Origin of the sequence: Pelotomaculum propionicicum (assembly GCF_048984525.1) — a bacterium.
In the GTDB taxonomy this organism is placed as follows: domain Bacteria; phylum Bacillota; class Desulfotomaculia; order Desulfotomaculales; family Pelotomaculaceae; genus Syntrophopropionicum; species Syntrophopropionicum propionicicum_A.
This window is the reverse complement of the sequence record NZ_JBMGJC010000003.1, coordinates 166,572-186,362: the sequence shown is the minus strand read 5'-3', so window position 1 is coordinate 186,362 and position 19,791 is coordinate 166,572. Positions and strand designations below refer to the sequence as shown.

The following is a 19,791-nucleotide window of genomic DNA, read 5'->3' as shown; positions in this document are numbered from 1 at the left end:
CAAGGATTATAATACTTTATCAACTAATAATCCCTCTTTTTCAGGAAAGATCGGCTTGCAATAATTAACGGGCGAAAGCAAAACAAATTCGCCCGCTTTATATTTTCGATAAAATTTTTTAAACCTAATCCGCATATGTACAGTTGTTTTCTCACATCATTTGTAAGCGTAAAGAATCTTACAGCCTGTCATATGGTTTTTCCCTGTCTTTTCTTCTTGCCAGTTCATTTGCATATTTAACACCAAGCATATGAGCGTTTTGCCTGGTCCATTCCGTTAACCTGGTTGTACCCGCTGGTGGTGAATTTGTCCAAAGCAGATTTGCTTTTAACCCTTTTATCTCTTCTTCTGTTATTGTTATGTCCCCGACAAGCCGCCCGATTAACCGGCCGATATTGTAGCCGGCAAAATCAGGCACAGAGATAATGGGCCTTTCTTTACCGATTATTTCACCTATCTTTTTTACCAGCTCACGGTAAGTAAATGTTTCAGGCCCAATAGCGTCAATGATAACGTTCTCACTGCTCTTGCCCTGCTCGACCGCCAGCCTGGCCAGGTCATCTACATAAATTGGCTGCAGCCTGTAACTGCCGTCCCCAAACACGCCAAAAACGGGGAATTTTCTAAGCATCCAGGCTATATTGTTGATCAGGATATCTTCCTTGCCAAATAAAACAGTGGGGCGAAGTATGGCATAAGAAAGGCCGGAATCTATCAGGGCCTTTTCCAGTTTTGCCTTACCGCTGAAATATTCGAGAGGTGAGTCCAATGACGGATTGGTGATGCTGACGTGGACGATACGCCTGACTCCCGCGGCCCTGGCGGCGCTGAACAATTTCAGGGTGTTTTCAACAGCGTTATTATGTTTGAAATTTATCTTGTTATCGGAAAAATTAAAACGTACCCAGTATGTATTGTACAGAACACCGGCGCCTTTTAATGATTTAACAAGTTTGTCGGGGTTGTCAAAATTAAAAGGGAAAGCCTTAACCCTATCCTCAAAAGGGTTTTCGCGCTGCCAGGAATTTGTCAGCGTTATAACTTCCCTGTCCTCATCCAGCAATCTTTTTGCTATATATTTACCCGAATAACCGAATGCCCCTGTAACAACGTGAATAGCCTTACTCATGACGGACTCCTTTAATCCTTGTTTTGAGTCTTGTATTTATTCTGCATCTCTTCTTTTGCCAGCCTTGTAGCCTTTTTGATAAAATCGGTTTTTGCATCTGTATAAGCGTCTCTGTCAAATTCAAACCTGTTTTTCAGCTCAAGCTTAAGCTTTCCATATTCATCAGCAACATCCGGATGAGATATCAGGTAATCTCTAAAATAGAGTTCGTCCCAGTCACCGCTGTATCTCACATGAACGTGATAAACCTGACCCTTAAATCCCTCCGGGGTATAACCTTTCATAAACAAGCCATAAATGCACCTCCTTGCTTGCAACATGTATATACATCTCCTATAAGACGGTGAACTTTTTCAAACCCTATTTATGAGAACAAATAACGGGAGAAAGCATATGGCTCCCGCCCGTTTTTCACATAATAAATATTAATCCCCCCGCATCGCTACGAAAGATAGATAACGAAACCCAAAAAATATCCCCGTGTTTCCCTCTATACGGGGTACTCCCCGGTGAAGACCTCCGCGGCGGGGCCGGTCATGTACACGTGGTCGTCTTCCGCCCATTCGATAAGGAGGTCTCCTCCCTTCAGGCGCACAGTCACTTTGCGCCCGGTGAGGCCGTTCAGCGCACAGGCCACGGCGGTGGCGCAGGCGCCCGTGCCGCAGGCCATGGTTTCCCCGGCGCCCCTCTCCCAGACCTTCATTATTACCTCGCCCGGGTTCAGCACCTGGACAAATTCCACGTTCGTCTTACGCGGAAAAGCATTATGCTTCTCTATGCGGGGGCCGATTTCACGCAGGGCGACGCTTTCCGCGTCCGGCACGAAAATTACACAGTGCGGGTTGCCCATGGAAACAGCCGTTACCTTAAAGTTTAAGTCACCCACTGCCAGGGGCTCGCCGACGACACGGCCCGGCGCACCTGCCATCGGGATCTCCGAACGCTCAAACCTTGGCTGGCCCATATCGACGCGCACCGACTTAATGCGGCCGTTTTCCAGGATCAGTTCCGGAATTATAATCCCGGCCAGTGTTTCCACCCTAATTTTTTCTTTTTTTATCATATCGTGCTCGTACATATACTTTGCCACACAGCGGATGGCGTTGCCGCACATCTCCGCCTCGCTGCCGTCGGAATTAATAATGCGCATCCGCACATCGCCCTGCTCCGAAGGCATCAGCAGGACCAGGCCATCCGCCCCGACCCCAAAGCAGCGGCTGCACATTTTCACAGCCAGGTCCGGCGCTCTGCCCATATCTATCTTTTCTTCAAAACAATTGACCAGGATGAAGTCATTGCCCAGACCGTGCACCTTAGTAAAACGCAAGTTTTGATCCTCCATTCACCGCCTGCGGCCAGGCAGTTTACTTTATTTAGATAGCAACACTATTTTATACCACCTAGACCTTGAGGTACATAACTTTTTTCCTTGCCCCCCCGATAAAGTGGTGATAAATGGTGCCCAGGACCGTGGGGGCGGAGGAAATGAGCAGTATTGTCATCCACTGCAGCCCGTTCAGGGGTACCACGTGGAAGACAGCCTGCAGAAACGGCACATAGTTGACCAACAACTGCAGGGCGGCCGAGATAAACACCGCTCCCACCAGGTAGAGGTTGGTGAACAGGCCTATCTCAAGGATGGTATGAGACTCCGAGCGGCAGGCAAACACGTAAAACAGCTGAAAAAAGACCAGCGTATTAAAAGCCATGGTGCGCGCCAGCTCAACATCTCCCATGAACAACCCGCACCGGAAAGCGACCAGAGTGCCGAGACCGATTATGGTCCCGCTGGTAATAATCCGCCAGGCCATACCGTGAGAAAAGACGCTTTCTCTTGGATGGCGCGGGCGCCTGGACATTATGTCACTGTCGTGGGGGTCAACTCCCAGGGCCATGGCGGGAAGCCCGTCGGTAACCAGGTTCATCCACAGGATCTGGATCGGGACCAGCGGGAGAGGCAGGCCGGCCATGACGGCAATGAGCATGGTAAGCACTTCGCCCACGTTACAGGAAAGCAGGTAGCGGATAAATTTGCGTATGTTGTCGTAGATACCGCGCCCTTCCTCCACCGCGGCCACGATACTGCTGAAGTTGTCGTCGGCGAGGACCATCGCCGAGGCCTCTTTGGTGACGTCAGTCCCGGTGATACCCATGGCAATGCCGATATCCGCTTCCTTGATCGCCGGAGCGTCGTTTACCCCGTCACCAGTCATGGCTACCACGTGGCCCGCCTGTTTCAGCGCCCTTACTATCTTCAGCTTGTGCCTTGGCGAAACCCTGGCATAAACCGATACTTTTTCTACCTGATCGGCAAACTCTTCGTCAGACATACCGTCCAGGTCCCGGCCGGTAAGGATTTCACCGCCCTTGGAGAGGATCCCCAGCTCTCTGGCGATGGCGCGCGCTGTAAGTTTGTGGTCACCGGTGATCATTACCACATTTATGCCGGCCCTGCGGCAGGTCAGCACCGCCCTGACGGCCGCCGGCCTGGGGGGGTCGATCATGCCGGCCATGCCAAGAAAAATAAGCCTTTGTTCAACACGTTCCTCCGAAAAGTCCGTGGTCTCGGCTGGAAGTTCCCTGTAGGCGAAGGCTATTACCCTCAGGGCTTTATCGGCAAGTTCGGAATTCTGGTTCAGTATTTCCTCCCGCTCCCTTTTTGAAAGCGGTACGGCCAGGCCTCCCTTTAAGCTGTGGGTGCACAGATCCAGGATCACGTCCGGCGCGCCTTTCACATATACAGCCAGTTCTCCGGCAGGTTGGCGGTATAACACGCTCATCCGCTTACGGTCGGAATCAAAGGGGATTTCAGCCTCCCTTACCTCTTTCATCTCGAGCTTTTCCCGCCACAAGCCGGCTTTCATGGCCATTACCATAAGCGCTCCCTCGGTGGGATCTCCTAAAACGGACCACTCCCTGGCCGGCTGGCCCTTGGCCAGGCCCCTGAAAAGGCCGGTAACGCTGACGCTGCCGCGCTCAAGGACTGAATTGCTGCAGAGTGCGGAAGCTTTCATCATTAAATTAAAATGCTGGTCATGCTTGTCCAGCCCGCCTGTAAATTCACCCTTGGGGTCGTACCCTTCTCCCGTTACGTCTATGACACGCCCGTTAATGATTATTTTTCGCACCGTCATCTCGTTCTGCGTAAGTGTCCCGGTTTTATCGGAGCAGATTATCGTTGAACAGCCCAAAGTTTCCACCGCGGGCAGCTTGCGGATAATGGCCTGGCGCTTGATCATCCGCTGCACGCCCAGGGCCAGCGCCACTGTTACTATGGCCGGCAGGCCTTCCGGTATGGCGGCGACGGCCAGGCTGACTCCCGCCAAAAACATCTGGTAGGCTTCCTCGCCTCTCATTATCCCCAATAAAATTACCACGGCACAGATTAAAAAACAAAATGCTACCAGCCACCTGCCCAACTGGGCCAGGCGATGCTGGAGGGGGGTCTCTTCCCTGGCCGCTTCCTGGATCATCCCTGCAATCTGCCCCATTTCGGTAGCCATACCGGTGTGCACCACGACACCCCGTCCACGCCCCCTGGTAACGACAGTGCCCAGGTAGGCCATATTCGAGGCGTCGCCAGGCGCCAGGCCGTACCCGGACAGGGCTCCTGCCAGCTTCAATACCGGCAGGGACTCGCCGGTAAGGGCGGACTCCTCTATTTCCAGGCTTGATGTTTTAAGCAGCCGCATGTCAGCCGGGATCCTGTCGCCTTCTTCCAGGAGGACGATATCGCCCGGGACCAGGTCCGCAGCCTGCATTTTGCGCTCCTGGCCGTTCCTGATTACCCTTGCTTCCGGCGATGTCAGTTTCTTCAGCGCTTCCAGGGAACGCTCGGCCCGGTACTCCTGGACAAAACCCAGTATGGCGTTGACTATCACAATAATGGCGATGGTTATGGCGTCGGCGTATTCTCCCAGAAAACCTGAGATAGCGGTCGCGGCCAAGAGCACAAGTACCATAAAGTCCTTGAACTGGGCCATAAAAAGCTTCCAGGCGGGCTCTCTGGGAGCTTTGGCTAATTCATTGGGCCCAAATCTCAGCGCCCGTTCTTTGGCTTCCTTATCAGACAAACCTTTTTGAGGATCTGTTTTAAGTTTCGCTAAAACCTCCTGTACGCTAAGAGTATACCAGCGGCTGGACATAACCATTCACCTCTTGTAACATTTTTCCTGATTATTCCAATCATATTCGCCGGTGGTTTAATATATAACCATTTTCATTAATGGCAATCAATAAATTACCATATTATGTAAGAGGACAAAATGTACTGCGCAGCAGGTTTATATGTCTTTCAGAAGTGCTCTTTGGGGTATCCGCATCTTAAGGCAGAATACCCCGATACTTTTCCTCCCTTGGCCATTTCGCGAGCAAAAAAACCCCGGAGAAATCCGGGGTCAGGTTGTAGACAAAGTCTCCATGGGGTTTGAAACCGCTTGGCATTTGAGCCGTTGGACATGAGTCGTAAGTCACGTCACACGTCACATATCTCACGACCCAAATGAGGAGCGTCGGAATAAGGAACGGGGACACCCCTTTCTCACAGGCATTCCTGCACGCGAGGAATGTCCCCGATTTAAATGTCCCCGATCGCCCTAAAAGGCTGGAATTACACTGCCTTTGTAATTATCCTCAATGAATTTTTTAACTTCGGGCGACTGCAGGGCCTGGCTCAACTTCTTGATGCTGTCTTTTTCTTTGTCTTCAGGCCTCACCGCCAGGATATTGGCGAAAGGCGAATCCTTTACTTCTGTGAAAATAGAGTCCTTGACAGGATTGAGATTCGCTTCAAGGGCGTAATTGCTGTTGATGACGCAGACGTCCAAGTCCTCCAGCGCCCTTGGCAGCATCGCCGCGTCCATCATATTGATTTTAAGATTTTTTGGGTTCTCGACGATATCCTTGTCCGTGGCAGTTACGCCGGCGCCGTCCTTAAGTTTAAGCAGTCCGGCTTGCTCAAGGACCGCCAATGCCCTCCCGCCGTTGGTGGCGTCATTAGGGATGCCCACACTGGCGCCGTTGGCCAGCGTGTCAAGTTTAGCGATTTTTTTGGAATACACGCCCATAGGCTCGGTATGGACTTTCACTGTCCAGCTCAGGTTGGCGTTATTTTTGGCGTTGTAATCCTCCAGGTAGGGTAAATGCTGAAAATAGTTAGCGTCTATTTGCTTGTCCTTCAGGGCGGGATTCAACAGCACGTAATCAGTAAACACCTTGATCTCCAGATCAACATTCTCTTTTTGTAAAATGGGCTTTACGACTTCCAATATTTCAGCGTGAGGTTTGGCGGTAGCGCCCACCACCAATTTGGCAGGAGTGTTGGATTTCCCTGCATTTTCCTGGGCCGGCTTGCTGCCGCAGCCTGCTAAAATACCGGCGGTAAATATTAAACAACCTATGATCACCAAAAATCTTTTCATTTTTTACCTCCTTTTGTTTACTATTTTGTTAGCAAGATTGTCACCGAGCATTTGCACCCCCTGGACCACGATGATCAGGACGATAACGGTAATCCACATCACTGTGTCCTCATAACGCTGGTAGCCATAATAATAAGCCAGGGTACCCAGTCCACCTCCTCCCACAATTCCCGCCATAGCTGAATAGCCGACCAGGTTAATGGCGGTTATGGCAACCCCCAGCAATAAGGAAGGCATTGCTTCGGGCAACAAAACTTTGGATATGACCTGCCGGGCATTAGCCCCCATCGAGATAGCCGCCTCAATAAGCCCTTGTTCAATCTCTTTTAACGAAGTCTCCACCATGCGGGCAACAAAGGGTATGGCAGCAAGCGTAAGCGGCACAATGGACGCCACCGTGCCAATGGAGGTACCGATCAAAAAGCGGGTAAACGGTATGAGCAAGATCAGGAAAATGATAAACGGGATGGACCGGGCAGCGTTGACAATCGACCCGAGAGCCCGGTTTAAGCCCTTGTTTTCCATAATGTGGTTTTTGGCGGTGGTAACCAGGATAATCCCAAGGGGCAGGCCAAACACATAGCTTAGAAAAGTAGATATCAGGACCATGTAGATGGTTTCCCAGGTGGCTACAAGTACCTTCCCGGCCATCCAGGAATTATCCCCCAAAAGCTCAAGCATTACTCAACACCTCTATTTCCAGACCCTGATCGCGAAGGTAATCCAACGCCTCCCGCAATAAATCGGGATGACCGATTACTTCAAGGGTCAAATTGCCAAAGGGGGTATCTTTAATCCGGTCGATGTTGCCATAAATAATGTTGACATCCAGGTTATAGCGCCGGACCATGGAGGATATCAGGGGCTTTCCTGCAGAAGCGCCGATAAATGAAACACGGATCAGTTTGCTGACAGTGCCGCCGTTGCGCCCGGTGGAACTATGCAGCAGCTCGCCGGGGACATCCCTGCTGATTACCGCATTGACAAAACTATGCGAGGTAGGCGTCCGCGGGTTGGAGAAAACCTCCAGGACGTCGCCGACCTCTACAATCCGGGAGTTGTCGATAACCGCAACCCGGTCGCACACCTCTTTAATTACGTTCATATCGTGGGTGATCAATAAAATCGTCAAATTGAGCTGTCGATTGATATCTTTGAGCAGTTTGAGGATCGATCGGGTCGTCTGAGGGTCCAGGGCCGAGGTGGCCTCGTCGGACAAAAGAAGCTTGGGGCCGTTGGCCAGCGCCCGGGCGATGCCCACTCTCTGCTTTTGACCGCCGCTCAGCTGGGCCGGGTGCATCCCGGCTTTATCGGTGAGGCCCACCAGATCCAGCAGCTCCTGGACGCGCTTGGCCGCTTCAGGCCGCGGGATACTGGCGATCTCCAGCGGAAACATGATATTATCAAAGACTGTCCTCGAAGACAACAGGTTGAATTGCTGAAAGATCATGCCGATCCTCTGCCGGGCTAAACGCAGCTCTTGTTGGCCCAGCGTGGTAATCTCCTGGCCATCGACCGCGATAGAGCCCCGAGTAGGTTTTTCCAGCATATTGATGCACCGGATCAGCGTGCTTTTGCCTGCCCCGCTGAGGCCGATAATTCCAAATATCTCACCTTTTGGCACTGTGAGGCTGACATCATCCAGCGCTAATACTTCTTGTCCTGATACGGCATAGATTTTACTGAGGTTTTTAATTTCAATCATTGTATTACCTCCACACAGAAGTATTTTTCTTTTTGTACCCTTATTCCTGCTTTGCCGACAAAAAAGATGCTATCTCCAAATTTACACATCAAGCAGCTATCATAATGACTGGTATCAGGGCTTTCTTTTTTTTTAACTGCTTTTAATGGCTGATCCATTTGTATATAATGAAACAGAATCAAATCAACAGACGCGTAATCACTTTTGGCACACAAAAACTGCTTCAAGCGGAGGATAATAATGCCTTTTGACGGTCTCGTCCTTGCCTCGGTATGCGGCGAACTTAAAAATAAACTTGCCGGCGGGAGGATCGAAAGGATCTACCAGCCCGGTAAAATGGAACTGGTGGTCCTGGTATACAAACCCGGAGCACGCCAGAAACTGCTCCTTTCGGCAGACCCCCAAAACGCCCGCGCACACCTGACAACCGCCGCCAGGGAAAACCCGTCCACCCCCCCTCTTTTCTGCATGGTCCTGCGCAAACACCTTGAGGGCGGGAGGATTACAGGGTTTTTTCAGCCTGGACTGGAAAGGGTGATCGTTATAAAAATTGAGTCGCGGGACGAACTGGGCTTCCTTTCGGAGAAACACCTTATTTGTGAGATCATGGGCAAGCACAGCAATATTATACTGTATGATCCCGCGTCAGACACAGTGGTTGACGGTATTAAACGTTACTCACACGCCGTGAGCAGGTTCAGGGAGGTACTGCCGGGGCGGCCCTACCTGTCCCCTCCCTCCCAGGGCAAATTAAACCCGCTGGCTCTGGAAGAAGATCAGTTTCGCCGGGCCTGCCTGGAAGCAAACTTAAACACCCCGCTGCCAAACGTGCTGCAAAAGCAGTTTGAGGGATTAAGCACTGTAACTTGCAGGGAAATAATCTACCGCGCCGGCCTTTCACCGGATATCATCCTGGACCACTGCGGCGACTACGAATTCAGGGTTATTTGGGAGGCTTTCCATAAAATCATCAGCCGGGCCGGCCGCGGTGTGTTTGAACCCTGCCTGGCCGCCGGCAAAAAAGGGGAGCCGCTTGATTTTGCGGCCTTAGACCTCATCCATTTGGAACAAACAAACAAGCACGGTGAAATGAACAGCCTGCTGGACACTTTTTTCACGGCCAGGGACAACCAGGAAAGACTGGTTAGAGCAAAGAACGCTGTCACTTCACTTTTGAATAAAGAAACGGCCAAGCTGGAAAAGAAGCTCAACCTCTACACCGAAGACTATGACAACACCGCCGGGGCTGAAAAACTCAGGCTTTTCGGCGAGCTGCTGACAGCAAACCTATACCGCCTGGCGAAAGGCATGGCTGAAATCACCCTGGAAAACTACTATGAAGAGAGTTCGCCCCCTGTCACTATCGCTTTAGACACGCAGCGAACACCGGTGGAAAACGCCCAGGCTTGTTTTAAAAAATACAGCAAGGCTAAAAGGACCCGGGAAGCCTTAGAATCACTCATGGGGCAGGCCCGGGACGAACTGGCGTACCTGGAAGGCATAAAAGCGGCGGCGGATTACGCGTCCGATCTGCGTGAGCTGGACGAAATAAGGCAGGAGTTGGTCGAGCAGGGTTACCTTAAACAGCCCCCGCCCGGCAGGGTTACTGCTAAACAAAAAAAGGAAAAGCACATAACGAAACCGCTGTCATTTGTATCCGTTGACGGTTTCCAGCTGTTCGTCGGCAAAAACAACAGGCAGAACGACGTCCTGACAACAAAAATAGCCCGCGGGGAAGACATCTGGCTGCACGCCAAAGATATCCCGGGCGCCCATGTAATAATCCGGACTGAAGGGAAAGAGACGCCCCCGTCAACATTATCGGAGGCGGCCGGGTTGGCGGCGCTGTTCAGCAAGGCCAGGAAGTCTAAAAACGTGCCGGTAGACTACACACTGAAAAAACACGTGCACAAGCCAAACGGAGCCAGGCCGGGGATGGTGATCTACGAACACCAGAAAACAATAATGGCGTCGCCTGATGAAGAACTGGCAGAAAGGCTGAGCCCTCCTCCAGCTGAAAAAATTTAACTTTTAACCGCACATTGGTCGGCTAAAGCCGACCCTACAGCAGGTTTCAAACCATAATTACAAACTAAATCAATATGATTATTTTTTGTTTGAGGTGCTCACCAGGTGAGCACCTTCTTTATTGATTAATATAATAACTAAACCGGGTAATCTGAAGAACAATATCCTGTCTTATGGCTTAAGGAGGGGTGGGCCCCATGAAATGGGAATACTCAAAGCAGGTGATCGGGGCATTTTTTATTTTGCTGTGCGCCTACTTTTTGCTGGTGGGATCACTGTGGCTGCTGCAAATAAATAATCTTATCAATTTTCAAACTGAAATCAACGGCGATATACTCCCTTTGCTGGCCAGCGTGCCTTTCGTGGCGCTCTATCTTCTGGTACTGATCGCGGCAACGGCGGGTTACGCGCGTGGGGCGATCATGGCAAAGGAACTGCCGTTCAAGACCATCCTGGAAAATAAATTGAAGGACATTAAAATGAGCAGCGCCACTATTAAAACAAAAATCCGCAGCGGCGCCGTGGTCTATGAAGATACTCCTTTCACCTGGGCTCTCGACGACATCATATCCTCCAGGATTTCGATATTACCTGTTGTCGATAGGGATAAAAACGAGGTTAAAGGAGTTATTACATGCGCTGATCTGCTGAGAAAGCTGCAGGAAGAGTTGAGGAGCCTGAGAGAAGAGGCGTCCGGGGATAATACAACAGGCGGCCAGGCTGCCGTAAGCCTGCAAAAACGCCTGGCGGACTGCAGGATCGGAGACCTGCCTCCCCAGGCGCCGGTGATCGTGAAGTGTGATGATGATTTACAGGCGGTATTAAGCAGGATGATCGAAAAACAGCATACAAAAGTTATTGTATCTGAGATTGATAATACCTGTACAGGTACAGTTGACGCCCTTGACTTAATCGCTGAAATCTACGAGAAAGGCGCGTAAAAAATCTTGCCGGTTATCAAATGTTCCTGCTGCCCGGCTTAACAGCAGGTATCCCGTCCCTGCAGAGAGGACATTGCTCCGGATCGTAGGATACAGCATCGGTTACCAGCAGCGCTTCTTTTCTTACTCCCAGGTCGACCTTGCCGCCGCTCCTGTCAACGAGCACACCGGCGCCCACTACAACACCGCCGAGGCTGCGCACAACATCAATAACTTCCAGGACCGAGCCGCCGGTCGTAATTACGTCTTCCACCACCAGCACCCTTTCGCCGGGTTCAATTGAAAAACCGCGCCTTAAGGACATTACGCCATTTTCCCGCTCGGTGAAAATACCGCGCACACCCAGCGCCCGGGCTGTCTCGTAGGAGACAATGATCCCGCCCGTGGCCGGGCCGATGACTGCTGAAACATCCTCCCCGGCAAACCTGGCGGCCAGTTCGCGGCATAGCGCCCCGGTATGTTCAGGGTGCTGCAGGACCATGGCGCACTGGAAGTAACGGTCGCTGTGCCTTCCCGAAGTAAGCTTGAAATGGCCTGTCAGCATCGCCCCGGTTTTTTTAAAAATAGAAACAACTTCTTCAGTGTTCAGCATTTTTGATTACTCCTCTTATTATTTAATACAGCCTGCCCATCGTCCGTATCACCGGTTCAACGTTACGCCCGCTCTGTCCCCCGGAGCCGGTAAAGTGTACGTCTATATCCACTATTTCAGGCACGTTGCCCACCCTGATCGGCGGGCCCCAGGTACCGAACCCGCAGGAGACGATGAGCTGAAAATCACCTTTGCGCAGGTAGCCCCAGTCAGTCTCAAAAAGCCGCCCTGTAAAAAGGTTAAAGGGAAACAACTGCCCCAGGTGGGTGTGTCCTGAGACCTGCAGGTCGACCCCCTGCTCCTGTCCTTCCTTCAGGTTTGAAGGCTGGTGGTCGATCATGATCACCGGCAGCGAACGGTCCAGGCCATCCATCAGTTTCGACAGTTCCTTACGGGCCGCTCCCCCAAATCTTTCCCCGGACTGGTAGTCACGTCCCACCAGGTAAAAACTGCCGGTAATTTCCCGGTACTCGTCGCGCAGGACTGTTATACCGGCATCCCGCAGATGTCGGTTTGCTTCCTCCGGCTGTCCCCCGATATATTCATGGTTGCCGAAGACAGCGAAGGAACCGTATTTTGAATTTAACATGCGCAGGCTGTCAGCCATGTTCTGCTTCACAAAGGTGCTGACGCTCTCCTCGATAGTATCGCCCGGCAGCAGGATCAAGTCGGGGTTAAGTTTGTTGACCTGCTGTACTAAAGGCAGGAGCCTGCCGTTGTGCATAATTTTTCCCAGGTGAATATCAGAAACCGCTACGACATGCAGTTTAGTCAAACTCCCGGCAGATTTTGGGATGGTTATGTCATAGTGGACAAGCCGGGGGTGCCTGGAGTTCCAGGCGCCATAGGCAATAATGCCTGCGACCAGCAATAAGACAGCCAGGCCGGTTAGTTCCGGGCGCTGTATAGCCGGCGCGGGAATAAAATTTAGCCACCGGTGCAAAAGCCTGGTTAAATCGACCAGGACTAAAGCCAAAAACAAAAAGTTCATGGCCGCCAGCCAGTATGAACCAACGCCGGTTAAAAAGCCGGCAAGGGAGCCGGGCAGGTAATTCTCAGCAAACCTGGCGGCAATAAATGACAAAGCCAGCACAGTGAATACCGCCCAGTAGATTACCCCGGACCCATGCGGGAAAAACCTGCCGAAAGCCTGCCAGCCTCGAACCCCTATATACAGATTAATTGAACCGTAAACCGTAAAGAATACCCCGAAAAAGATCATGTACTGTATTTTCATCAATGCCTCAACAACAATTAAAATAGTAACTATGAGTAATTATAAATCAGCACATAGTGTTTTACTATAATATAATAAATATAATAAACGTAATAACCATATCAAATATTTATGGCACGGGCAAATCCTCAAAAGCCCCAATAATTATCCAGGGAGGTCGCGTTAAGATGTTTACCGGGTTAATCAAGAAAAGGTACAGCGTAAGGTCGTATAAGCCTGATACCGTGGAGGAGGACAAGCTGGCGCAGGTGCTTGAAGCGGCTTGCCTCGCGCCCACCGCGTGCAATCTCCAGCCCTTCCAGTTTATTGTAATCAGGACGGCCGGCAGAAAAGAAGAATTAAAGCGCATTTACAGCGGGAGCTTCTTTACCGAAGCACCCCTGGTCATTTGCGCCTGCGCTGTGCCGGGCCGGGCCTGGTCCCGCAGGGACGGTCTCAACTATAGTTTTGTGGATGCCACCATTGCCATGGACCACCTGATCCTGGCCGCGACAGAGCTGGGACTGGGCACCTGCTGGGTAGCAGCCTTTGACCCAACTGCCGCGCGGGAAGTGCTGGGCCTGCCGGACAGCGTTGAGCCCGTTGCCTTCACCCCGCTGGGTTACCCCGCGGACACACCCAGGGTTAAAAACCGCAAACCCATAGCCGAGCTGGTAAGGTATGAACACTGGTAATAAGCAATACACCCGCGCTAAGTAATAAAAACCGGAGAGAGCTACATAGTGCTTTCCGGTTTTTTATTTACCGTTTTTAGCTGTCAATTTCCTCAAGTATCGCGCGCAATGCTTTTACCGGGTCCGGGGCCGCGGTAACAGGCCTGCCCACCACCAGGTAAGTGGCGCCAAGCCTTACAGCCTCCCTGGGGGTCATGGTCCTCTTCTGGTCGTCTTGCGCCGCGCCCGCGGGGCGTACACCGGGCGTGATGACCACAAAGTCCTCCCCGCAGGCCTCCCTGATGGGCGTGATCTCTAAAGGGGACGCCACCACCCCGTCCAACCCGGCCTCTCTGGCCAGCAGGGCCCATGTCACAACCCTGTCCCGGATAGGGCCGGTGATGCCGATCTCTTTATTAAAAACATCCTGGCTGATGCTGGTAAGGACTGTAACAGCGACAACAAGCGGCGGTTTTAAACCGGCCCTGGCGGCCTCGTCACGTGAAGCGGTCGCGGCCGCACTCATCATGCCGGCGCCGCCTGCCGCGTGCACGTTCAAAATAGATGCGCCGTGCCTGGTAAGCACCCGGGCGGCTCCCGCGACGGTATTGGGGATATCGTGCAGCTTGAGGTCGACAAAAACAGGCACGTTTTTCTCTCTGAGCCCGCGCACAGCCTCCGGCCCGACACTATTGTAGAGCTGCATGCCCACCTTAAAGCCGCCGGCGTAGGGGCCGAGCTTATCCGCCAGATTTTCCGCCTGGGCTATGGTATCCACGTCAAGGGCGATAATAAGCGGATTTTTAAAAGAGACCATATGAAAACCCCCTGAATTTGTTTCTTAGCGGTGAGCGGCGCCCACCAGCTCATTAATGTTCCGGACTCCATTTTCGATCATGTATCGTGTAATTCCTTCAAGCACATCCATTGTCGCCCGCGGGTTGACAAAATTGGCGGTGCCTACAGCGACAGCCGTGGCCCCGGCCAGGATGAACTCGACGGCGTCTTGGGCTGTAACAATCCCGCCCATGCCTATAATCGGCAGCTTAACTTCCCGGTATACCTGCCAGACCGCCCGCACCGCCACCGGCTTGACGGCCGGACCGGAAAGACCGCCCATCACATTGCCAAGGACGGGGCGCCTCTTCTTCACGTCAATGGCCATGCCGAGCAGGGTGTTAATCATGGACAGCCCGTCAGCCCCGGCGCGGGCGACTTTTTCCGCCACATCCACGATACTGGTGACGTTTGGCGAGAGCTTCACGATCACCGGCTTGTCCGTGCCGGCCCTTACAGCCCTGGTAACCTCCGCCGCCATGGCAGGGTCGCTGCCGAACTGCATCCCGCCTTTTTTAACATTGGGACACGAGATGTTTACCTCGAGTCCGGCCACTCCGCGCGCACAGTCCAGCCGGGCGGCAAGCTTTCCGTAATCCTGCACGGTATCCCCGGCTATATTTACAATCACGGGCAGGTCGTATTCCGCCAGAGCTGGCAGCAGTTTTTCAATAAACACTTCCACACCGGGGTTCTGCAGGCCGATTGAATTGAGGATGCCTGCTGTTGTCTCCACCAGCCTCGGTGTGGAGTTGCCGGCCCGGGGTTGAAGGGTAATGCCTTTGACCACCAGCGCGCCCAGAAGATTTAAATCAATATAGGGCGCGTACTCCGACCCAAAGCCAAACGTTCCCGAAGCCGTAGCCACGGGGTTTTTCATCGCCAGGCCGCCGATATTCACCGCCAGTTGCGGTTTCTTTTCATTCACTGTGCCGCCGTACTGAGTTGTCATTCCCACACCACCTCCCCGGCCGGAAAAACCGGTCCCTCCACGCAAACCCGCCTGTAGCGGTAATTTTCCCCTTCGCTGACAGTTTTACAGGCACAGGAAAGGCAGGCGCCCACACCGCAGCCCATCCTCTCTTCCAGGGATACCTCCCCCCAGATCCCGTGTTTTCTTATGACCCGGCAGAGACTTTTCAACATTCCTGCGGGCCCGCAGCTATAAACACGGTCAGCTGGGTTTTGTTCAAACAGGTTGACCACAGTCCCGCGGTAACCCGCGGTGCCGTCGTCGGTGGCAGGGAAAACACTGTGCCCGAGCGCTTTGATCTCACTGGTAAAAAACAGTTGTTTTTTTGTTGCAGCCCCTGTAAACACATCTGCGTGTATCTTTAAGCCGCTTAATTCCTGCAGTAAGAAATAAAGGGGAGCGATGCCGATCCCGCCAGCCACAACAGCAACCCTCCCGCTGTTTCCCGGCATAGTGAAACCGCTGCCAAGGGGGCCTAAAAGGTTTAACCTGTCTCCTTTTTCTTTTACAGCCAGCAAGGCCGTACCCCTGCCCACCACCCGGTAAAACAGAGATATCTCTCCCTTCTCCCGGTCCACAGCGTGGATGCTGACAGGCCTGCGCAGAAGCGGGTCCAGCGTTTCACCGCAGCGTACGTGCAGAAACTGCCCCGGCTTTGCATAATTTGCCGCTTCCCCTGCGGACAGAGCCATCCGGTAGAACCCCGGCAAGATTTCCTTCTGTTTTACCACTTCAGCATCAGTAATCAGCAACTCCTGTGCCTCCCCCTTAACGGATATTTTAAATGGGTACTCATTCGTGGACATTCCTGGTGTTGTAGGGTCGGCTTCAGCCGACCATATTGTGCGGCTAAAGCCGCACCTACATCGGGGACACGTCTGACACCATGCAACGATACAATGCTGCAGAAACCGCCCAGCCATCCCGATCGGGGACATACCTCAGCATGCAGGAATGCTTGTAAGAGAGGTGTGTCCCCATTCCGCTGTCTGGTATCATGTAACGATACAAAGTTGCAGAAGCGGAGGTGTCTCACGTCTCACGTCCCACGTCTCATGTCTCATTTCAGGTATTCCTGCAGCGGCACCAGCTTATAATCATTCTTCTCCCTGTTTTCAGCCAGCACGTCCAGGATGGCCCTGGTGGTGTCCAGGGAGGTCAGGCAGGGAACACCGTATTCCACGGCCGCCCTGCGGATCCGGAAGCCGTCCCGCTCAGGCGCCTTGCCCTTGGTCAGTGTGTTTATAACCAGGTTGATTTTGTTTGCCCTGATTAAGTCGACAATATGCGGAGAGCCCTCACGTACCTTTTTCACAACCTCGACTTGCAGCCCGGCCTCTTTCATAGCCGCGGCCGTGCCAGCGGTGGCGCAGAGTTCATAACCCAGCTCAGCCAGCTTTTTTAAAATGGGGATGGCTTCCTGTTTATCCCTGTCGGCTATGGTGGCCAGGACAGTGCCTTTTTGAGTAAACATGCTGCCGGCCGCCACCAGAGCTTTGTACAGCGCCACTTTGAAGTCCCTGTCCACACCCATGACCTCACCGGTTGACTTCATTTCAGGTCCCAGGGTTATATCAACTTGCAGCAGCTTGGCGAATGAAAAAACCGGCGCCTTCACTCCCACAAAGTCGCTTTCGGGATGCAGCCCGCTTTTATATCCCATATTTTTTAAGGTCTTGCCCATTATGATCCGGGTGGCGATGTTAATCATCGGGATGCCGGTTATCTTGCTCAGGTAAGGGACGGTCCGGCTTGAGCGGGGGTTGACCTCCAGCACGTATACCTGGCCGTTATGGAGCACGTACTGGATATTGATTACTCCCCTGACATTGAGCGCCCTGGCCAGCTTAGTAGTATACCCGACTACGAGGTCCTTGACCTCCCGGCTTAAAGACTGCGGCGGGCAGACAGCCGTACTGTCTCCGGAGTGCACTCCCGCCCGCTCAATATGCTCCATGATCCCGGGTATCAGGACGTCAGTGCCGTCGGAGATGGCGTCCACTTCCAGTTCCTTGCCCAGCAGGTACTTATCTACCAGGACGGGGTATTCAGGAGTCACTTTCACGGCTGTAGCCATGTAATTGAGGAGCTCGTCATGGTTATATACGATCTCCATGGCTCGGCCGCCCAGGACATAAGACGGGCGGACCAGCACCGGGTAATCGATCTCTGAGGCGATTTTTACCGCCTCCTCCACGGAGAAAGCGGTACGTCCGGGCGGTTTGGGAATGTCCAGCTGTGTCAGCAGCCGGTCAAATCTCTCGCGGTCTTCCGCGCGGTCAATATCGTCCACTGAAGTACCTAGAACTTTGATCCCTGCCTGGACAAGCGGTTTGGCCAGGTTTATGGCGGTCTGCCCACCGAACTGTACTATAACTCCTTCGGGTTTTTCCCGGTCCAGGATATCCAGCACGTTTTCGATGACCAGCGGTTCAAAGTACAGCCTGTCTGCCGTATCAAAATCAGTGCTGACAGTCTCGGGGTTGTTATTTATTATAATCGCCTCGTATCCCTCTTCCCGCAGAGCCCATACCGAATGGACCGAGCAGTAGTCAAACTCGATGCCCTGGCCGATCCGGATAGGCCCCGAGCCCAGGACCATTACCTTACGGTTGGAAGTATACTTCGCTTCGTCTTCACTGTCATATGAAGAATAGTAATATGGCGTCACCGCCTCAAATTCTGCGGCACAGGTATCGACCATCTTGAAGGTGGGAATAATCCCTTTTTCAATACGTTTGGAGCGGATTTCATCCTGTTTCAGCCCGGTCAGCCGGGCTAGGTAGTCGTCTGAAAAACCCAATTTTTTAGCATCTTCAAGCAAAGCCGTCGTTAAACCGTTATCAGCGGCGGCCTCGCGGATTTTATTCTCAAGATCAATAATACCCCGGATCTTATCCAGGAAAAACATATCAATCCTGGTTATCTCATGTATCTGGCCACAGGTCATACCCCGGCGCATGGCCTCGGCCACCAGGAACAGCCTCTCGTCTTCAGCCCTGGCCAGTTTGGCTGTAAGCTCTTCCCCGCTCAGCGCTTCAGCTCCGGGCAGGGCCAGGTAGTCAAGCCCTATTTCCAGGGAACGGATAGCTTTCAGCAGGGCGCCTTCAAAAGTCCTGTTTATCGCCATGATCTCCCCGGTCGCTTTCATCTGGGTTCCCAGCGCGCGGTCGCCCCTGGCAAACTTGTCAAAAGGCCAGCGGGGATATTTGAGCACCAGGTAGTCCAGCGACGGTTCGAAGCAGGCGTATGTCTTGCCTGTAACCGCGTTGCGGATTTCATCCAGGGTCAGGCCCATGGCTATTTTGGCGGCCACCTTGGCGATGGGGTAGCCGGTAGCCTTGGAAGCCAGCGCTGAGGAGCGGGAAACCCTGGGGTTCACTTCGATAACGTAATACTGAAAACTGACCGGGTTGAGCGCTAACTGGACATTGCAGCCGCCTTCTATGCCAAGGGCGCGTATAATCTTCAGGGAAGCGGACCTCAGGAGCTGGTATTCCTTATCGCTCAGGGTCTGGGACGGCGCCACCACAATACTGTCCCCGGTGTGAATGCCCATCGGGTCAATATTCTCCATATTGCAGACGGTAATACAGTTGTCGGCGCTGTCGCGCATTACCTCGTACTCGATCTCCTTCCAGCCGACAACACACCGCTCGATGAGAGCCTGGTTGATAATGCTGTGCTTGAGGCCCCTGGCGCAAGTGGCGCGGAGCTCTTCCATAGTGTAGGCAATACCGCCGCCGGTGCCTCCCAGGGTATAGGCGGGCCGGACGATCAGGGGCAGCCCTATTTCAGCCGCGAAGGCCTCGGCTTCCTCCAGGGTGGAAACGATAATACTCTCGGGAATCGGCTCACCGATCGTCTCCATCATGTCTTTAAACATTTCCCTGTCTTCCGCCTTCTTAATAGCCTCCACGGAAGTGCCCAGCAGTTTTACCCCTTCTTTTTCCAGCAGTCCGGATTCGGCCAGCTGCAGGGCCAGGTTCAGGCCGACCTGCCCGCCCAGGGTCGGCAGGAGACCGCCCGGTTTTTCCTGTTGGATCACCCGGGTGACAAAATCCACGGTAAGCGGCTCGATATAGACCCGGTCAGCCATGTTTGCGTCGGTCATTATGGTCGCCGGGTTGGAATTGACAAGGACTACCTCCACTCCCTCTTCGCGCAGCGAGCGGCAGGCCTGGGTGCCGGCGTAGTCAAACTCGGCCGCCTGCCCGATGACAATAGGGCCGGAGCCGATTACCATTACTTTTTTTATTGTTTTGTCCAGAGGCAT

17 protein-coding genes are annotated in these 19,791 nt (G+C 52.8%); 3 read left to right on the top strand and 14 right to left on the bottom strand.

All coding sequences use genetic code 11. The features are described 5' to 3' along the window. Positions 1 to 178 precede the first annotated feature (178 nt). The 8 genes from ACOBQJ_RS04700 to ACOBQJ_RS04665 form a co-directional block, all read right to left on the bottom strand. A complete protein-coding gene (locus tag ACOBQJ_RS04700) occupies positions 179 to 1,129 on the bottom strand; it encodes an SDR family oxidoreductase (protein WP_421070576.1) in 951 nt (316 codons plus the stop codon). A gap of 11 nt (positions 1,130 to 1,140) precedes the next feature. Beyond that, on the bottom strand, positions 1,141 to 1,449 hold the full coding sequence (locus ACOBQJ_RS04695) for a GrpB family protein (RefSeq protein WP_421070575.1): 309 nt from the start codon (positions 1,447 to 1,449) through the stop codon (positions 1,141 to 1,143). Between the two features lie 170 nt (positions 1,450 to 1,619). After that, a complete protein-coding gene (dapF, locus tag ACOBQJ_RS04690) occupies positions 1,620 to 2,456 on the bottom strand; it encodes a diaminopimelate epimerase (RefSeq protein ID WP_421070574.1) in 837 nt (278 codons plus the stop codon). A 73-nt stretch (positions 2,457 to 2,529) separates the two neighbouring features. Then, positions 2,530 to 5,274: a calcium-transporting P-type ATPase, PMR1-type gene (locus tag ACOBQJ_RS04685; RefSeq protein WP_421070573.1), complete on the bottom strand. Its 2,745-nt coding sequence runs from the start codon at positions 5,272 to 5,274 to the stop codon at positions 2,530 to 2,532. A 450-nt stretch (positions 5,275 to 5,724) separates the two neighbouring features. Further along, positions 5,725 to 6,549, bottom strand: coding sequence for a MetQ/NlpA family ABC transporter substrate-binding protein (locus ACOBQJ_RS04680; protein ID WP_421070572.1), 825 nt, complete (start codon positions 6,547 to 6,549; stop codon positions 5,725 to 5,727). Positions 6,550 to 6,552: 3 nt separating this feature from the next. Next, positions 6,553 to 7,230, bottom strand: a complete 678-nt coding sequence (locus ACOBQJ_RS04675; RefSeq protein ID WP_421070571.1) for a methionine ABC transporter permease — start codon at positions 7,228 to 7,230, stop codon at positions 6,553 to 6,555. After that, a complete protein-coding gene (locus ACOBQJ_RS04670; protein WP_421070570.1) occupies positions 7,223 to 8,254 on the bottom strand; it encodes a methionine ABC transporter ATP-binding protein in 1,032 nt (343 codons plus the stop codon). The genes ACOBQJ_RS04675 and ACOBQJ_RS04670 overlap by 8 nt, the downstream gene beginning before the upstream one ends. Then, complete coding sequence (locus ACOBQJ_RS04665; protein ID WP_421070569.1) at positions 8,251 to 8,481, bottom strand: hypothetical protein; 231 nt, start codon at positions 8,479 to 8,481, stop codon at positions 8,251 to 8,253. The genes ACOBQJ_RS04670 and ACOBQJ_RS04665 overlap by 4 nt, the downstream gene beginning before the upstream one ends. 13 nt (positions 8,482 to 8,494) lie before the next feature. On the opposite strand from ACOBQJ_RS04665, the gene ACOBQJ_RS04660 reads away from it, so the two are divergent. Then, positions 8,495 to 10,282 carry an Rqc2 family fibronectin-binding protein gene (locus tag ACOBQJ_RS04660; protein ID WP_421070568.1) on the top strand — a complete coding sequence of 596 codons (1,788 nt, stop codon included), beginning with the start codon at positions 8,495 to 8,497 and terminating at the stop codon, positions 10,280 to 10,282. Between the two features lie 197 nt (positions 10,283 to 10,479). Further along, positions 10,480 to 11,223 (top strand): CBS domain-containing protein, encoded by a 744-nt coding sequence (locus tag ACOBQJ_RS04655; RefSeq protein WP_421070567.1) that lies wholly within the window; start codon positions 10,480 to 10,482, stop codon positions 11,221 to 11,223. Between the two features lie 16 nt (positions 11,224 to 11,239). On the opposite strand, the gene pyrE is transcribed toward ACOBQJ_RS04655, so the two are convergent. Both pyrE and ACOBQJ_RS04645 read right to left on the bottom strand, forming a co-directional pair. Continuing rightward, positions 11,240 to 11,815 (bottom strand): orotate phosphoribosyltransferase, encoded by a 576-nt coding sequence (gene pyrE / locus ACOBQJ_RS04650; RefSeq protein WP_421070566.1) that lies wholly within the window; start codon positions 11,813 to 11,815, stop codon positions 11,240 to 11,242. Positions 11,816 to 11,837: 22 nt separating this feature from the next. Next, the gene (locus ACOBQJ_RS04645) at positions 11,838 to 13,052 is read right to left on the bottom strand and encodes a metallophosphoesterase (protein WP_421070565.1); all 1,215 of its coding nucleotides are present in this window, start codon (positions 13,050 to 13,052) and stop codon (positions 11,838 to 11,840) included. Positions 13,053 to 13,219: 167 nt separating this feature from the next. On the opposite strand from ACOBQJ_RS04645, the gene ACOBQJ_RS04640 reads away from it, so the two are divergent. Further along, a complete protein-coding gene (locus tag ACOBQJ_RS04640) occupies positions 13,220 to 13,726 on the top strand; it encodes a nitroreductase family protein (RefSeq protein ID WP_421070564.1) in 507 nt (168 codons plus the stop codon). A 76-nt stretch (positions 13,727 to 13,802) separates the two neighbouring features. Here ACOBQJ_RS04640 and pyrF read toward each other — a convergent pair whose 3' ends face one another. From pyrF to carB, 4 genes are all read right to left on the bottom strand, one after another. Beyond that, complete coding sequence (gene pyrF, locus ACOBQJ_RS04635) at positions 13,803 to 14,522, bottom strand: orotidine-5'-phosphate decarboxylase (protein ID WP_421070563.1); 720 nt, start codon at positions 14,520 to 14,522, stop codon at positions 13,803 to 13,805. Between the two features lie 24 nt (positions 14,523 to 14,546). Then, positions 14,547 to 15,494 carry a dihydroorotate dehydrogenase gene (locus ACOBQJ_RS04630; protein WP_421070562.1) on the bottom strand — a complete coding sequence of 316 codons (948 nt, stop codon included), beginning with the start codon at positions 15,492 to 15,494 and terminating at the stop codon, positions 14,547 to 14,549. Next, positions 15,491 to 16,267: a dihydroorotate dehydrogenase electron transfer subunit gene (locus tag ACOBQJ_RS04625; RefSeq protein ID WP_421070561.1), complete on the bottom strand. Its 777-nt coding sequence runs from the start codon at positions 16,265 to 16,267 to the stop codon at positions 15,491 to 15,493. Before ACOBQJ_RS04625 ends, ACOBQJ_RS04630 begins: the two co-directional genes overlap by 4 nt. Positions 16,268 to 16,575: 308 nt before the next feature. Continuing rightward, positions 16,576 to 19,791, bottom strand: a complete 3,216-nt coding sequence (gene carB, locus ACOBQJ_RS04620) for a carbamoyl-phosphate synthase large subunit (RefSeq protein ID WP_421070560.1) — start codon at positions 19,789 to 19,791, stop codon at positions 16,576 to 16,578.

Coding starts and splice junctions, on each gene's coding strand:
- ACOBQJ_RS04700 (WP_421070576.1), bottom strand. CDS start 1,129: ATGAGTAAGGCTATTCACGTTGTTACAGGGGCATTCGGTTATTCGGGT.
- ACOBQJ_RS04695 (WP_421070575.1), bottom strand. CDS start 1,449: ATGTTGCAAGCAAGGAGGTGCATTTATGGCTTGTTTATGAAAGGTTAT.
- ACOBQJ_RS04685 (WP_421070573.1), bottom strand. CDS start 5,274: ATGTCCAGCCGCTGGTATACTCTTAGCGTACAGGAGGTTTTAGCGAAA.
- ACOBQJ_RS04680 (WP_421070572.1), bottom strand. CDS start 6,549: ATGAAAAGATTTTTGGTGATCATAGGTTGTTTAATATTTACCGCCGGT.
- ACOBQJ_RS04675 (WP_421070571.1), bottom strand. CDS start 7,230: ATGCTTGAGCTTTTGGGGGATAATTCCTGGATGGCCGGGAAGGTACTT.
- ACOBQJ_RS04670 (WP_421070570.1), bottom strand. CDS start 8,254: ATGATTGAAATTAAAAACCTCAGTAAAATCTATGCCGTATCAGGACAA.
- ACOBQJ_RS04660 (WP_421070568.1), top strand. CDS start 8,495: ATGCCTTTTGACGGTCTCGTCCTTGCCTCGGTATGCGGCGAACTTAAA.
- ACOBQJ_RS04655 (WP_421070567.1), top strand. CDS start 10,480: ATGAAATGGGAATACTCAAAGCAGGTGATCGGGGCATTTTTTATTTTG.
- pyrE (WP_421070566.1), bottom strand. CDS start 11,815: ATGCTGAACACTGAAGAAGTTGTTTCTATTTTTAAAAAAACCGGGGCG.
- ACOBQJ_RS04645 (WP_421070565.1), bottom strand. CDS start 13,052: ATGAAAATACAGTACATGATCTTTTTCGGGGTATTCTTTACGGTTTAC.
- ACOBQJ_RS04640 (WP_421070564.1), top strand. CDS start 13,220: ATGTTTACCGGGTTAATCAAGAAAAGGTACAGCGTAAGGTCGTATAAG.
- pyrF (WP_421070563.1), bottom strand. CDS start 14,522: ATGGTCTCTTTTAAAAATCCGCTTATTATCGCCCTTGACGTGGATACC.
- ACOBQJ_RS04630 (WP_421070562.1), bottom strand. CDS start 15,494: ATGACAACTCAGTACGGCGGCACAGTGAATGAAAAGAAACCGCAACTG.
- carB (WP_421070560.1), bottom strand. CDS start 19,791: ATGCCTCTGGACAAAACAATAAAAAAAGTAATGGTAATCGGCTCCGGC.